Genomic DNA, 13,593 nt, shown 5'->3' with positions numbered 1-13,593 from the left:
TCGAACGCGCTGACGCATCGCCCCAAAAATCGGAATCGATTTTTGGAAAGCACGATGCGCAGATTCAAATGTCAGAGCGTCCTTTGCGCGTCCGGGAGGGCGCGGCGCTCTGCTCTAAGGGAGGGACTGGACTGATCGTTCGGGGACATAGCTAGATGGCGTTGGATGACGACATTCGCATCCTGTCCGCCGTGAGGCTCTTCGAGGACTTCACGGAGGAACAGTTGCGTCTGCTCGCCTTTGGCGCAGAAACGACCAAGCTGCAGGCCGACCACAAGCTTTACCGCGAGGACGACGAGGCCGATTGCGCCTATATCGTGGTCAGCGGACGTATCGTGCTGTATCGCGAGCACAATGGCCAGCGCGTCCCGATAGGCACGGCCAGCCCCGGTACCATGTTGAGCGAACTAGCGCTGATCGCCGACACCAACCGGCTGACCAGCGCATCCGCCGAGATCGATTCGGAAGTGCTGCGGCTCAGTCGCAAGATGTTCCGCCGCATCCTGGAGGAGTACCCCGACATCGCAGTCCATCTGCACCAGCGCATCTCCGAGGATTTTCAGGCAATGATCCGTCGTATCGAGGCGTTGGCGTCGCGTTTCGAGAGCTGAGCGGGCAAAGGTGGTACGGGAACTTCTAAAACGCAGGCGGGACAGAGGGGACGCGCTACACGCGGCAGTCCGCGCTACTCTAAATCGAAGCGCGCGATCACCGGCACATGGTCCGAGGGCCGTTCCCAGCCGCGCGCCAGCCGCAGGATCTCGTAGCCGGCAAAGCTCGGCACCAGGTTCGGCGACGACCAGACGTGGTCGAGCCGCCGGCCGCGATCGGATGCTTCCCAATCCTGAGCGCGATAGCTCCACCACGTGTAGAGCTTCTGCTCGTAAGGCACGTTGAGCCGCATCAGGTCGACCCAGTTGCCGGCGAGCCGCATCGCTTCGAAACTTTCGGTCTCGACTGGTGTGTGGCTGACCACCTTCAAGAGCTGCTTGTGCGACCAGACATCGTGCTCCAATGGCGCGATGTTGAGGTCGCCGACCAGGATCGAGCCGGACACGTCGTCGTGCTCGGCGCGGATGGCGTTCATTTCGGCGACGAAATCCAGCTTGTGCCTGAACTTGCGGTTGATCTCCGGGTCGGGCTCGTCGCCGCCGGCTGGCACGTAGAAATTATGCAGCAGGATCGTCTTGCCACCGGCCCGCACGGTGACCGACAGATGCCGGCTGTCCTCGATCTCGCAGAAACGGCGCTTTTCGACGATCTCGATCGGCCGGCGCGCCACCGTCGCCACGCCGTGATAGCCCTTCTGGCCATGGAAGGCGATGTGCTCGTAGCCGAGCTTGCGGAAAGCCTTCTCGGGAAACAATTCGTCGGGAACTTTGGTTTCCTGCAGACAGAGCACGTCCGGTGCCTGTTCGACAAGCAGGCGTTCGACGATCGGCATGCGCAGGCGAACGGAATTGATGTTCCAGGTGGCGACGGAAAAGGGCATGCGAGAGGTCCGGACAGCACGGGACCGCAGGAACCGGGATAGTTCCGACGGGCTGTGCCTTTTTGGTGAGGCAGTTCCGGAAACTACTGCCAGCCATAGGCCGCAAAAACAAGCCGGGCGCAATCTTTGACGCTGGCGCCGCCCCTCATTGCCCTGCCGGGCATTTCTCCCCGTGAACGGGGAGAAAGAAGCTGGCTGCAGCCGCAGCGATTTCCTTTCAACCCTAGTGGATGGCGAAACCGTCGATGACAGCGTCCTTCTCCCCGTTTACGGGGAGAAGATGGCGGTAGCCAGATGAGGGGCAGCGCCGACGTCCGGAAGGCTTCCCACGACGGAGCGCGGGAAACCGCCGTTCACCTGAATATCACCATACCCTACCGCGACTTGGTGTTGAGTTCCCGGTTGGCCGTATAGTCGATGGCAAAAGTGTCGGGAGCGAAGTTCACGCCTTCCCTGACATTGAAGATCATCACCGTCGTGTCCTTGCCCTGCGCGTCGGTGATCGTCCACTGGCGCAATTCATAGGATTTCGGATCGAACATCATGGTGATCTTCGAACTGCCGAACACCGATTTGTCGGCGAGCTGGATGGTGGTGACGTCGTTTTCTTCCTTGACGCTTTTGACACGGCCGCCGGAGAGGTCGATCTTGTCGTCGAGCAGCAGCTTGAGCGGCGTCTTCGACAACGGGTAGAGATCGGACGTTTTCAGCCGCTTGTTGAGGATGACAACCGACCTGCCGTCGGAAATCACCCTGAAATTCGACGTCCCGTCATAGTTGAAGCGGATCTTGCCCGGCCGTTCCAGAAAGAACTTGCCGCCGGTCTGCTCACCCTTGGGTCCGAACTGCACGAACTCGCCGGTCATCGATTTGACCGAGGAAAAATGGTCGGCGATCTTCTGCGCGGTGGCTGGCACCGCCGCTTGCGCCGACGCCAGCAACTGGACTCCGGGTACGACATTGATGGCTGCAGCACCTGCCAGGACCAGGCCGAGACCAAGCAACTGGCGGCGGGTCGGGGCAAAATCGTTGTTCGTGGCGAAAGAAGAGTTTTTCATGCCGGTCACTCTCGTCTGGTTTATCTGTTGTCGCAGTGTTTGGCCCCCCAGTTGGGCTTAAGTTTGGCGGGCCGATAGCGCTTGGTCGTTGCAACGCGCCAAAAGGTTCAAAGTTGCCGTCGTCAGCGTTGCAGCCCGCACAATCCCAGCGGTTCTTGCCGCTCGGATCAGAACTTGTCGTCTTCCGTCGGCACCAGGATCTCGCGTTTTCCGGCATGGTTGGCTGGACCGACAATGCCTTCCTTTTCCATCTTCTCGATGATCGAGGCGGCGCGGTTGTAGCCGATGCCGAGCCGGCGCTGGATGTAGCTGGTCGAGGCCTTGCCGTCGCGCAGCACCACGGCAACTGCCTGATCGTAGGGATCGTCGGATTCCTCGAAATTCCCGCCGCCACCGCCGCCGGAGCTACCCTTGCCCGACGGCTCGTCGTCGTCCTCGCCTTCATCCTCGGTGATGGCGTCGAGATATTCCGGCACGCCCTGCAGCTTCAGATGCGCGACGATCTTCTCGACCTCGTCATCGGAAACGAAGGGACCGTGGACGCGCTGGATACGGCCGCCGCCGGCCATGTAGAGCATGTCGCCCATACCAAGCAGCTGTTCGGCGCCCTGCTCGCCCAGGATGGTACGGCTGTCGATCTTCGACGTCACCTGGAAGGAGATGCGGGTCGGGAAGTTGGCCTTGATCGTGCCGGTGATAACGTCGACCGACGGCCGCTGCGTCGCCATGATGACGTGGATGCCGGCGGCGCGCGCCATCTGCGCCAGGCGCTGCACCGCGCCTTCGATATCCTTGCCGGCGACCATCATCAGGTCGGCCATCTCGTCGATGATGACGACGATGTAGGGCATTGGTTCGAGATCGAGGTTTTCAGTCTCGTAGATCGCTTCGCCGGTCTGGCGGTCGAAACCGGTCTGCACGGTGCGCGAGATCTTCTCGCCTTTCTTCTCCGCTTGGCTGACGCGCGCGTTGAACCCGTCGATGTTGCGGACGCCGACCTTCGACATCTTGCGGTAGCGATCCTCCATCTCGCGCACGGTCCATTTCAGCGCCACCACTGCCTTCTTCGGGTCGGTGACGACAGGCGTCAGCAGATGCGGGATGCCGTCATAGACCGAGAGCTCCAGCATTTTCGGGTCGATCATGATCAGCCGGCAGTCCTGCGGCGTCAGCCGGTAGAGCAGCGACAGGATCATGGTGTTGATGGCGACCGACTTGCCCGAGCCGGTGGTGCCGGCGACCAGGACGTGCGGCATCTTGGCGATGTCGACGATGACCGCCTCGCCATTGATGGTCTTGCCCAGCGCCAGCGCCAGCTTGGCCTTGGTGGTCTCGAAATCGCGGCTGGCCATGATCTCCCTGAGATAGACGGTTTCGCGCTTGGCGTTCGGCAGCTCGATGCCGATGGCGTTGCGGCCGGGCACCACCGCGACGCGGCAGGCAATCGCGCTCATCGAGCGGGCGATGTCGTCCGACAGGCCGATGACCCGCGACGATTTGATGCCGGGCGCCGGCTCCAGCTCATAGAGCGTGACGACCGGACCGGGCCGGACATGAATAATCTCGCCCTTGACGCCGAAATCCTCCAGCACACCTTCGAGCAGGCGGGCATTCTGCTCCAGCGCGTCCTTGGACAAGCTAGCGTCGCGCACGACGTTCTTCGGTTCGGACAGGAAATGCAGCGACGGCATTTCGAATGTTTCGGAGCCGATCAGCGACGTCTGCGCTTCGCGCTGGACGCGAGCCCCCGGAACGGGCCGGGGCGCCGGCGCCTCGACACGGGTGGCCGCATCGGAGCGGAAATTCTGCACCTTCGCATTGGACGGCGCGCCGCGGCGCTGGCCTGCGGGCTCCGGCGCAAAGTCCATGTCATCGTCATCGTCGAAGACATCGGCATCGTCGGGATCGAGCGAGGCACTGCGGTCGTTGACCAGCGCGGCGAAGAATTCCGGCTCGACGCGGGCGCGGCCATCCGGGCTCATCCGCGCTTCGGCAAACTCGGCCGATTCGACCCTCTCGGCAGCGCGGCGCCAGGCGCTGGCGCGCGGTTCCATCTCCGGTTCGAAATCGTCGCGTTCCCGGCGGCGCGCGGCGCGGCGGCGCAGATAGGCGCGCAACGACAGCCACCAATGGGTGATCGCGCCAAGCGCCAGAATGCCCTCGTCGCCCTCGTCCTCGTCATTGTCGAAAAGCAGGTCGTCCTGATCCCTCGGATCAGGTGCGGCAGGTTGCTCGAGAACGGCGAAACCGTTCTTGCGTGCAATCAGCGCCGAGCCATAGGCAAACAGCCACAGCGCCGGCGCCGCCAGAAGCACGGCGAGCACGCCGGCGATGAGACCGGTCGGATAGCCGCCGAGGAAGAAACCGGGAACGTTGAGCACCATGTCGCCGAACACGCCGCCGAGACCGGTCGGCAGCGGCCAGGTCTTGGGCGGCACCACGCAGCCGGCGATGGCCGCGGCAAGCACGGCGTAGCCGAACCAGGCGAACCCGCGCTTCGGCAGCCTGTCGACGCCGCGCGCCGAAAACAGCAGAAATCCCCAGACCACCGCCGGCACCAGCGCCGCGACGGCCGCGAGGCCGAAGAACTGCATGGCTAGATCAGAGAAGACAGCGCCTACATAGCCCATGGCGTTGGTGACGATATTGTCGGTGGCGTGGGAGAAGCTTGGGTCGGCGACGTTCCAGGTGGCAAGGCTGGCGACACCGAAGGCAACCAGCGCAAACAGGCCGGCGCCGACCAGCCGGCCGACCTGCCGCCGCGCGAATGCCCGGATGCCCTGCCCCGTATCGGCCAGCGCGAGCGGTGCTGAAGCCCCTGAACGCATGCTCTTCCCCGTCTGTCATTGCCCGGCCGGGCGCGTGCGCGCAACTCGGCGGATTCGGGCACCAGACTATCGGCGGGAAGGTTAAGGTCGCATTAACTATAAGCGGTTGGAGGAAGTATCTTGCGGCAGGTATCCGCCACGGTCATTTCCACACAAAAAAAGGCCCGGAGCGATCCGGGCCTCAATGCGTGAGCCTTTTCTCGGGCGTCACGACGGGATGGGAGGATGCAGGGGCGGCCAAGCCGCCCCGACAAAGCTTACGGGTGATAGGCCGCTTCGCCATGCGAGGTGAGGTCGAGCCCTTCACGCTCTGCATCGGCTGTCGGACGCAGGCCTACGATCATATCGACGATCTTGTAGAGGATGGCGCTGCCGATACCCGACCACAGGACGGTCACCAGGACACCCTTGAACTGCGACCACAGCTGCGCGGCCGTGCCGGCGTAGCCGGCAGCGAAATCGGCTGTCGAATAGTCGACGATGCCAGCGCCGCCGAGAGCGGGATTGACCAGGATGCCGGTGCCGAGCGCGCCGATGATGCCGCCGATGCAATGGATGCCAAAGACATCGAGGCTGTCGTCGTAACCGAACTTGTTCTTCACCACCGAGACGAAGAAGTAGCAGACGCAGGTGGCGACGATGCCGAGCACGATAGCGCCCATCGGTCCGGCAAAACCGGCGGCGGGCGTCACGGCGACAAGGCCGGTAACAGCGCCCGAAACCGCACCGAGCATGGACGCTTTGCCGCGCAGCAGCGTTTCAAGCACGATCCAGGTCACGGCCGCCGCCGCTGTGGCGACGAAGGTGTTGACCATCGCCAGTACCGCATAGGCGTTGGCTTCGAGGTTCGAACCAGCGTTGAAGCCGAACCAGCCGACCCACAGCAGCGAAGCGCCGACCATGGTCAGCGTCATCGAGTGCGGCGCCATGATGTCCTTGTTGTAGCCGATGCGCTTGCCGACCATCAGCGCGCCGACGAGGCCCGCGATGCCCGCATTAATGTGAACGACGGTGCCGCCAGCGAAGTCGATGGCACCGAAGCTGAAGATGAGCCCTGACGGATCGCTATAAGCGCTCGGGCCACCCCAGAACCAGACCATATGCGCGATCGGGAAGTAGACGAATGTGACCCAGAGGATGGTGAAAAGGATCACGGCGGAGAACTTGATGCGTTCGGCGAAAGCGCCGACGATCAGGGCAGGCGTGATGCAGGCGAAACTCATCTGAAAGATGACGAACACCAGTTCGGGGATGGCGACGCCCTTGGTGAAGGTCTCTGACACAGTCGTCACGTCGACGCCGGCGAGAAACATCTTGGAAAGGCCGCCGATGAACGCATTGCCGGGGGTGAAGGCAAGGCTGTAGCCGTAGAAAACCCAGACGATCATGACCACGCTGGTGATGGTGAAGACCTGCATCAGCACCGACAGCATATTCTTGGCACGAACCAGGCCGCCGTAGAAAAGGGCAAGGCCGGGAATGGTCATCAACAGCACCAGTATGGTGGAGATCATCATCCACGTCGTGTCGCCCTTATCGACGGTAAAGGCCGGCGCCGCTGGCGCTGCCGCTTCGGCGGCCGGTGCCGCTTCCTGCGCGAACGCAGCAATCGTGCCCAAGGCTCCGAGCGTGAACGCGCCCAGCAGCGCGGTGCGCGCCACGGACTTCAAAGTAGAAGGAATATTCATTGAACTCTCCATTTGGAATACGTGTCCGCAGCTCAAAGCGCGTCGGTGTCTGTTTCGCCGGTGCGGATGCGCACCGCCTGGTCGATGCCGAAAACGAAGATCTTGCCGTCGCCGATCTGACCGGTCTTGGCCGCCGCAGTGATGGCTTCAACGGCCTTGTCGACCATGTCCAGGCCGACCGCGACTTCGATCTTGATCTTCGGCAGGAAGCTGACCGCGTATTCCGCCCCGCGATAGATTTCCGTATGCCCCTTCTGACGCCCGTAGCCTTTGACTTCGGTGACGGTCAGGCCCTGGATGCCGACTGCGGTGAGCGCTTCGCGCACCTCGTCGAGCTTGAACGGCTTGATGATTGCCATCACGATTTTCATAAGGTTTCACCCTTTGCTGTTGCGGGTCCCCCCGCGTTTGTACGACTTCGCCGATCCCCAAGAGAGCCGGAGAGTGCCCGCTAGGATTCAAGCTCCGTGCCAGTTGCCGAAGCAGGGTGTTAACCTGTTGTTAAATAAGGAATTGAGGAAGGTTTGTCGGCTGACTGTTCATAGTCGCGGCAGTGCCTCTGATCAAAAAATAGGCAATTTTTAAAAAATGCCTATTCGGCAGGCGGTCGCTTCAGCCGGATCAGCCCTTCCTGGGCGACAGAGGCGATCAACGTCCCGTCGCGGGCAAACAGCGACCCGCGGGTGAACCCCCGTGACCCTTGCGTCGACGGGCTGTCCTGCGTGTAGAGCATCCAGTCGTCGAGCGGATGGCTGCGGTGGAACCACATGGCGTGATCGAGGCTCGCCGCCTGGATATCGCTATCGAAAATGGCGCGACCGTGCGCAAAGGTCGAGGTATCGAGCAGCGTCATATCGGAAAGGTAGGCAAGCACCGCCGCCTGCGTGGCGCGATCGGCCGGAACCGGGCCGGTTGTGCGGATCCAGATGTTCTGCTTCGGCTCCAGCTTTTCCCGGCTGGTGTAGTGCTCCAGCATCACCGGTTTCATCTCGATCGGCCGGTCACGCTCCCAGTAGCGCCTGATGCCGTCGGGCACGGCCTCGCCGAACTTGCCGATCAACTCGCGCTGCGACAGCAATGTGTCGGGCGCCGGCACGTCCTGCGGCATCGGCACCTGATGCTCGAGCCCGACTTCGTCCTGCTGGAACGAGGCTTCCAGCGAAAAGATCGCATGGCCGTGCTGGACCGCCACGACACGGCGCGTGGTGAAGGAGCCGCCGTCACGGATGCGGTCGACCTGATAGATGATCGGCACCTTGGTGTCGCCGGGCCGCATGAAATAGCCATGCAGCGAATGTACGTGGCGTTCGGGTTCCACCGTTCGCTGGGCGGCGACCAGCGCCTGGGCGATGGTCTGGCCGCCGAAGATACGTTGCCAGTCGAGTTTGGGACTGCGACCACGGTACAGGTTGTGTTCCAGCTGCTCGAGGTCGAGAATGCTGAGAAGCTCGTCCATGGCCGCCGTCATGTTTTCGCGCCCTGTCGTTTTGATTTCGAACTTCGCCTAGCCGCAGAAGTGTTATGGCGGTTTCCGACAGGAATGACGGGCAGTCAAGGCCGGAAGGGAATTTGGCCGGAAAGGAATTTGCCATGGTTGACCGCAAGGCGGATGCAAAAAACCGAACCGCACTCGACATTCTGGTCGCCGGCGCCGGCTATGTCGGCCTTGCCGCCGCCGTATCGCTGAAACAGGCGCGGCCGAGCCTGGCAGTTGCTGTCGTCGACGCCGCGCCCGCCGGCGTCTGGCAAAGGGACGCCCGGGCCTCGGCCATCGCCGCTGCCGCTTGCCGCATGCTCGACCAGCTCGGTGTCTGGGCCGAAATCGCGCCCGAGGCGCAGGCGATCACCGAAATGGTCGTCACCGATTCGCGCACTTCCGATCCGGTGCGCCCGGTGTTTCTCACCTTCGATGGCGAAGTCGCGCCCGGCGAAGCCTTTGCGCATATGGTCGCCAACAGGGATTTGAACGGTGCCTTGCGCCGGCGCGCCGAAAAACTCGGCATCGACATCATCGAAGGCGTCGCCGTCAATGCCTTCGACGTGAACGGCGCCGGCATCACCGTGCATCTTGCCGACGGCGCGACGCTGAAGGCGCGGCTGCTGGTCGCCGCCGACGGCGTCAATTCGAAGCTGCGCGATATGGCCGGTATCAAGACGGTGAAATGGGAGTATGGCCAGTCCGGCATCGTCTGCACCGTCGCGCATGAACGGCCGCACCATGGCCGCGCCGAAGAGCATTTTCTGCCGGCCGGCCCCTTCGCCACGCTGCCGCTCAAGCCGGACAAGGACGGTACCAACCGCTCGTCGATCGTCTGGGTCGAGCGCTCTGAAGATGCCGAAAAACTGGTCGACGGCGACGACCTCGTTTTCGAGCATGAGCTGGAACAGCGCTTTGGCCTGAAACTCGGAGAGATCCGCGCCGCCGACAGGCCACGTGCCTGGCCGCTCGGCCTGACGCTCGCCCGCGCCTTCGTCGCGCCGCGTATCGCGCTCGCCGGCGACGCCGCCCACGGCATCCATCCGATCGCCGGCCAGGGCCTCAATCTCGGCTTCAAGGATGTGGCGGCATTGGCCGAAGTGGTGGTCGAGGCCGACCGGCTCGGCCAGGATATCGGCGCGCTCGACGTGCTCGAACGCTACCAGCAGTGGCGGCGCTTCGACACGCTGCAGATGGGCATCACCACCGATGTCCTGAACCGGCTGTTTTCCAATGACATCGGCCCGTTGCGCGCTGTTCGCGACGTCGGCCTCGGCCTGGTCGAACGCATGCCGCGGCTGAAGGACTTCTTCATCCGCCAGGCGTCCGGACTGTCCGGCGACACACCAAAGCTCTTGAAAGGAGAGGCGATATAACCGGCCTAACGACGGGCCAGGGTGTGTTGAGATTCAGGTCAGGCCGAGTCGAGAATGGCGGGTTCCGAGAACCGGAGCGGAGCGTACTTTTGGGTACGTGAGTACCGGAAGCGCAGGAAACCGCCATTCGCAGGCCGGCATCACCTGAATATCAGCACACCCTAGTTGACCTCGAAGCCCAGCTTCTGCCGCAGCCGCAGTATCCGCTGGTCGGAAATCTGCAGGGGTGGCTCACCAGCCTGCGCTGCGCGGTTCACCATCTGCAGCAAATCGTTTCGCTCGGTCACATCCAGGCGCTCGCGCAGAAACGGCGCCAGCTTGTCGATGACGATCGTGGCATCATCGATCTGTGACGCCGCCCATTTGGCATAGACCACAGCCTCGTCGGTCTTCTTCTCGTCAGCAATCTCCGAAATCACCGATCGAATGGCAGCTTCGCGCTGCGGCAGGACAGGCCCGTTCTCGGAGACGATGGCGGTAATCAGCGTCGCGGCGGCCACCACCGGATCGTCGATCGCCGTCAGCGGCGACAGGGCTGCCTGGTTGCGCAGCCTCTTGCGGCGAATGTTCCCTTGCACACGCCCGACGACGTCCGCGACCTCGCGCGCGGCATCGTTCATAGCCTTCATCCGGTACCACCAGAATGCCGCCGCTCCCAACAGCCCAATTGCAGCAATCAGTATATGCATGCCTGAGATCCCCAACCGCAGCGACGATAGGAGAAGTATTGCCGCGCTTCAACGCGTCCGCCGAAGAATTTGATCCCGCCGGACGCAAAACAGAATAGTCTTCAGGACTCCGGCACCTGATAGATCGCCCTGACCTCGATCGTGCCGATTTCGGCCAGCGGAATGCCGCCGGCAATCTCCAGCGCCTCGTCGATATCCCCGGCCTCGATCATGACGAAGCCGAGCAGTTGTTCCTTGGTCTCGGCGAAAGGGCCGTCGGTGACCAGACGCTTGCCCTTGCGCCGCCGCACCGTCTTCGAGGTCTTCACCGATTGCAGCGCCTGCGCGATGATCAGCTTGCCTTGCTGGTCCAATGACCTGTCATAGGCCAGCGAATCGGCGTCGAGCTTTGCCGATCCCTCCGGGGTGAGCGCGTAGAGGTCTCTTTCCTCGCCGTAGACCAGCAGGACATATTTCATTTCCATCTCCCTTGTGGTGAGGAACCATAGAATGCGGCCACCGCGGCGTCAGCGGCGCCTTTGCGTGCCGCCATGTGATCGAGAACGCTTGCCGCGACCCCAATGATGGCAACCGCCGCCAGAAGCCGGCCAAAACCGGAAGGCGGCGGATGCAGCCCGTAGTCTTCCCGTCGCTCGGGCTTGCGGCCCGAGCTCTTCCACAGGGCAAAAAACAAGCCATCCATGTGAACCTCCATTCGGCCGCGAGATCCGTGACCGCCCGCAGGACGGTCGAGGCCGATGGAAGTCGACATTTTTGCACGCACATTTTTTGAGAAAAATTCGGCCCCGCCGCCGCCAATTTTGCGCGACTGCGCAAAGAGCGCGGTGGCCTTCGCGCCAACCCGCGCTATAGTCGTGAGGAGCCCCGGCGCCGGGCCGGCGCAATCCGGACAATCAAGGAGAATTTCATGGACCGCACCGCAAACGCCTTCTGGCAAGGCAATCTGAAAGAGGGCAAGGGCACGCTCGACACCCAGAGCGGGACGCTCAAGAGCACGCCCTATTCGTTCAAGGCGCGCTTCGAGGATGAGAGCGGCAAGTCCGGCACCAATCCGGAGGAGCTGATCGCCGCGGCGCATGCCGGCTGCTATGCTATGCAGCTTTCGCATTTCCTGGCCGAGAACGGCACGCCCGCCACCGAACTCGATGCCAAGGCCGTGGTGACGCTAGTTCCGGGAACCGGCATCACCGGCAGCGCGATCACGCTGGTCGGCAAGGTGCCGGGCATCGATGCTGAAAAATTCAAGGAATTGGCCGAGAAGGCCAAGGCGGAATGCCCGGTTTCGAAGGCTCTCGGCGCCATCAAGGTATCGCTCGACGCTAAGCTCGGCTGAGCGGCGGCTCGCTACTGCCTTTCGCCGGCCAGCACGTCGATTCGTGCGCGCAGCGTCGCGATCTCTTCCTCGAGAGCTTGCACGCGCGCTTCGAGGTCCGAGGCCGGCGAAGGTGATTGCTGGGACGCTGCTGCCATCACCTGCATCTTCACTGGCCCGCTGAGCAGATGCACATAGCGGTCCTCGCGCTGACCGGGTCCACGATCGATCTGCTGAACGAGCGGCGGCTTGCGGCCGATCATCAGGTCGAGATTGCTGCGAAGCTCGTCGATGGAGGGTAGCCGCGCCATGCGCTCAGCTCGCGCCAGCAATTCATGGGCAGTCTGAGGACCACGCAGCAACAGCAGGCCGATGAGCGCGATCTGCGCCGAAGTCAGCGAAAAGCGCTGCGCGACGACATGTTCGTAGCGCTCGACGCGCGAGGCAAAGTCCTGCCTGACCAGACCTTTCTGTTCGAGTTGACCCAGCGCCCGCCTGACCTCGACCAGCTCGACAGACATCACCGGCTCGCGCGCCGTCTTCTGGTTGGCGGCGGCAAGTGCCGCATTGAGCGTCAGCGGGTAGATATCGGGCGTCAATTCCTTCTTTTCGATCAAGCAGCCGAGCACGCGCGCTTCGACGGGAGAAAGGATGAGCAGCTCAGAATCAGTCATAGGTCGGCTATCCTTGTGCGGCCGGCGGGACAGCGCTAAAGACGAGATTATCCCGGTGGCAGCCCACTGAGGTCAGACCCGTCTCTCCACCATCATCTTCTTGATCTCGGCGATGGCCTTGGCCGGGTTCAGACCCTTGGGGCAGGTCTGGGCGCAGTTCATGATGGTGTGGCAGCGATAGAGGCGGAACGGGTCTTCGAGATTGTCGAGCCGTTCGCCCGTGGCTTCATCGCGGGAATCGATCAGCCAGCGATAGGCCTGCAAGAGCGTCGCCGGGCCGAGATAGCGGTCGCCGTTCCACCAGTAGCTCGGGCAAGAGGTCGAGCAGCAGGCGCAAAGGATGCACTCGTAAAGCCCGTCGAGCTTTTCGCGGTCCTCATGGCTCTGCAGCCATTCCTTGGCCGGCTCGGGCGACACAGTCTTGAGCCACGGTTCGATCGAAGCGTGCTGGGCGTAGAAATTGGTGAGATCGGGCACCAGGTCCTTGACCACCTGCATATGCGGCAGCGGATAGACCTTGATCGCGCCGGAAATGTCGTCGCAGCCCTTGGTGCAGGCGAGCGTGTTGGAGCCGTCGATATTCATGGCGCAGGAGCCGCAAATGCCCTCGCGGCAGGAGCGGCGCAAGGTCAGCGTCGGGTCGATCTTGTTCTTGATCCAGAGCAGCGCGTCGAGCACCATCGGTCCGCAATCGTCCATGTCGACGAAATAAGTGTCCATGCGCGGGTTCTCGTCATCGTCCGGCGACCAGCGGTAGATGCGGTACTCGCGCAGATTGGTTGCGCCCTCCGGCTTCGGCCAGGTTTTTCCGACCTTGATCTTCGAATTCTTGGGAAGCGTTAGTTCGACCATTACCTAGATCCTTCGGATGACGAGCTTCAGCCCGGACCGGATCCCGTTATCGGCGGCGACCTTCACGATGAAGGCAGCCATCCAGTCCTTCGGGCCGAGCTTGGCCGGAAGGGGCGTCCCGGAATACCCTGCAACCGCGAACGCCAT

Annotated in this window: 15 protein-coding genes; 3 read left to right on the top strand and 12 right to left on the bottom strand. The window is 62.6% G+C overall.

Features of this window, described 5'->3' with window-relative positions:
* The first annotated feature begins 155 nt into the window (after positions 1 to 155).
* Complete coding sequence (locus tag ABID19_RS11305; protein ID WP_354490479.1) at positions 156 to 611, top strand: cyclic nucleotide-binding domain-containing protein; 456 nt, start codon at positions 156 to 158, stop codon at positions 609 to 611.
* A gap of 74 nt (positions 612 to 685) precedes the next feature.
* Here ABID19_RS11305 and ABID19_RS11300 read toward each other — a convergent pair whose 3' ends face one another.
* From ABID19_RS11300 to tesB, 6 genes are all read right to left on the bottom strand, one after another.
* The gene (locus ABID19_RS11300; protein ID WP_354490478.1) at positions 686 to 1,492 is read right to left on the bottom strand and encodes an exodeoxyribonuclease III; all 807 of its coding nucleotides are present in this window, start codon (positions 1,490 to 1,492) and stop codon (positions 686 to 688) included.
* Positions 1,493 to 1,866: 374 nt separating this feature from the next.
* Positions 1,867 to 2,550, bottom strand: coding sequence for an outer membrane lipoprotein carrier protein LolA (locus ABID19_RS11295; protein ID WP_354490477.1), 684 nt, complete (start codon positions 2,548 to 2,550; stop codon positions 1,867 to 1,869).
* A 167-nt stretch (positions 2,551 to 2,717) separates the two neighbouring features.
* Positions 2,718 to 5,378: an FtsK/SpoIIIE family DNA translocase gene (locus tag ABID19_RS11290; RefSeq protein WP_354490476.1), complete on the bottom strand. Its 2,661-nt coding sequence runs from the start codon at positions 5,376 to 5,378 to the stop codon at positions 2,718 to 2,720.
* A 257-nt stretch (positions 5,379 to 5,635) separates the two neighbouring features.
* A complete protein-coding gene (locus ABID19_RS11285; protein ID WP_354490474.1) occupies positions 5,636 to 7,066 on the bottom strand; it encodes an ammonium transporter in 1,431 nt (476 codons plus the stop codon).
* Between the two features lie 32 nt (positions 7,067 to 7,098).
* Positions 7,099 to 7,437 (bottom strand): P-II family nitrogen regulator, encoded by a 339-nt coding sequence (locus tag ABID19_RS11280; RefSeq protein WP_023800571.1) that lies wholly within the window; start codon positions 7,435 to 7,437, stop codon positions 7,099 to 7,101.
* Positions 7,438 to 7,658: 221 nt separating this feature from the next.
* The gene (tesB, locus tag ABID19_RS11275) at positions 7,659 to 8,534 is read right to left on the bottom strand and encodes an acyl-CoA thioesterase II (RefSeq protein WP_352928702.1); all 876 of its coding nucleotides are present in this window, start codon (positions 8,532 to 8,534) and stop codon (positions 7,659 to 7,661) included.
* 122 nt (positions 8,535 to 8,656) lie between these two features.
* Between tesB and ABID19_RS11270 the strand changes: the two genes are divergently transcribed.
* A complete protein-coding gene (locus ABID19_RS11270; protein WP_354490470.1) occupies positions 8,657 to 9,919 on the top strand; it encodes a ubiquinone biosynthesis hydroxylase in 1,263 nt (420 codons plus the stop codon).
* 161 nt (positions 9,920 to 10,080) lie between these two features.
* Here the strand turns inward: ABID19_RS11270 and ABID19_RS11265 are convergent, their stop codons facing one another.
* The 3 genes from ABID19_RS11265 to ABID19_RS11255 all read right to left on the bottom strand — a co-directional run bounded on the left by ABID19_RS11265 (position 10,081) and on the right by ABID19_RS11255 (position 11,290).
* The gene (locus ABID19_RS11265) at positions 10,081 to 10,608 is read right to left on the bottom strand and encodes a hypothetical protein (RefSeq protein ID WP_354490468.1); all 528 of its coding nucleotides are present in this window, start codon (positions 10,606 to 10,608) and stop codon (positions 10,081 to 10,083) included.
* A 101-nt stretch (positions 10,609 to 10,709) separates the two neighbouring features.
* Positions 10,710 to 11,066 carry a YciI family protein gene (locus tag ABID19_RS11260; protein ID WP_354490467.1) on the bottom strand — a complete coding sequence of 119 codons (357 nt, stop codon included), beginning with the start codon at positions 11,064 to 11,066 and terminating at the stop codon, positions 10,710 to 10,712.
* Complete coding sequence (locus ABID19_RS11255) at positions 11,063 to 11,290, bottom strand: hypothetical protein (protein WP_354490465.1); 228 nt, start codon at positions 11,288 to 11,290, stop codon at positions 11,063 to 11,065. Before ABID19_RS11255 ends, ABID19_RS11260 begins: the two co-directional genes overlap by 4 nt.
* A 225-nt stretch (positions 11,291 to 11,515) precedes the next feature.
* On the opposite strand from ABID19_RS11255, the gene ABID19_RS11250 reads away from it, so the two are divergent.
* Positions 11,516 to 11,941, top strand: a complete 426-nt coding sequence (locus ABID19_RS11250) for an OsmC family protein (RefSeq protein ID WP_354490463.1) — start codon at positions 11,516 to 11,518, stop codon at positions 11,939 to 11,941.
* A gap of 11 nt (positions 11,942 to 11,952) precedes the next feature.
* Here the strand turns inward: ABID19_RS11250 and ABID19_RS11245 are convergent, their stop codons facing one another.
* The 3 genes from ABID19_RS11245 to ABID19_RS11235 form a co-directional block, all read right to left on the bottom strand.
* Positions 11,953 to 12,594: a YceH family protein gene (locus ABID19_RS11245; RefSeq protein WP_354490461.1), complete on the bottom strand. Its 642-nt coding sequence runs from the start codon at positions 12,592 to 12,594 to the stop codon at positions 11,953 to 11,955.
* A gap of 72 nt (positions 12,595 to 12,666) precedes the next feature.
* Entirely contained in the window at positions 12,667 to 13,446 is a 780-nt protein-coding gene (locus tag ABID19_RS11240) for a succinate dehydrogenase iron-sulfur subunit (RefSeq protein WP_292394396.1), read from the bottom strand.
* A 3-nt stretch (positions 13,447 to 13,449) separates the two neighbouring features.
* Positions 13,450 to 13,593, bottom strand: a complete 144-nt coding sequence (locus tag ABID19_RS11235; RefSeq protein ID WP_354490459.1) for a hypothetical protein — start codon at positions 13,591 to 13,593, stop codon at positions 13,450 to 13,452.

Source organism: Mesorhizobium robiniae (genome assembly GCF_040545535.1).
GTDB lineage: Bacteria > Pseudomonadota > Alphaproteobacteria > Rhizobiales > Rhizobiaceae > Mesorhizobium > Mesorhizobium robiniae.
The sequence above is the reverse complement of the archived record's forward strand: the minus strand, read 5'-3'. Positions and strand labels throughout refer to the sequence as shown.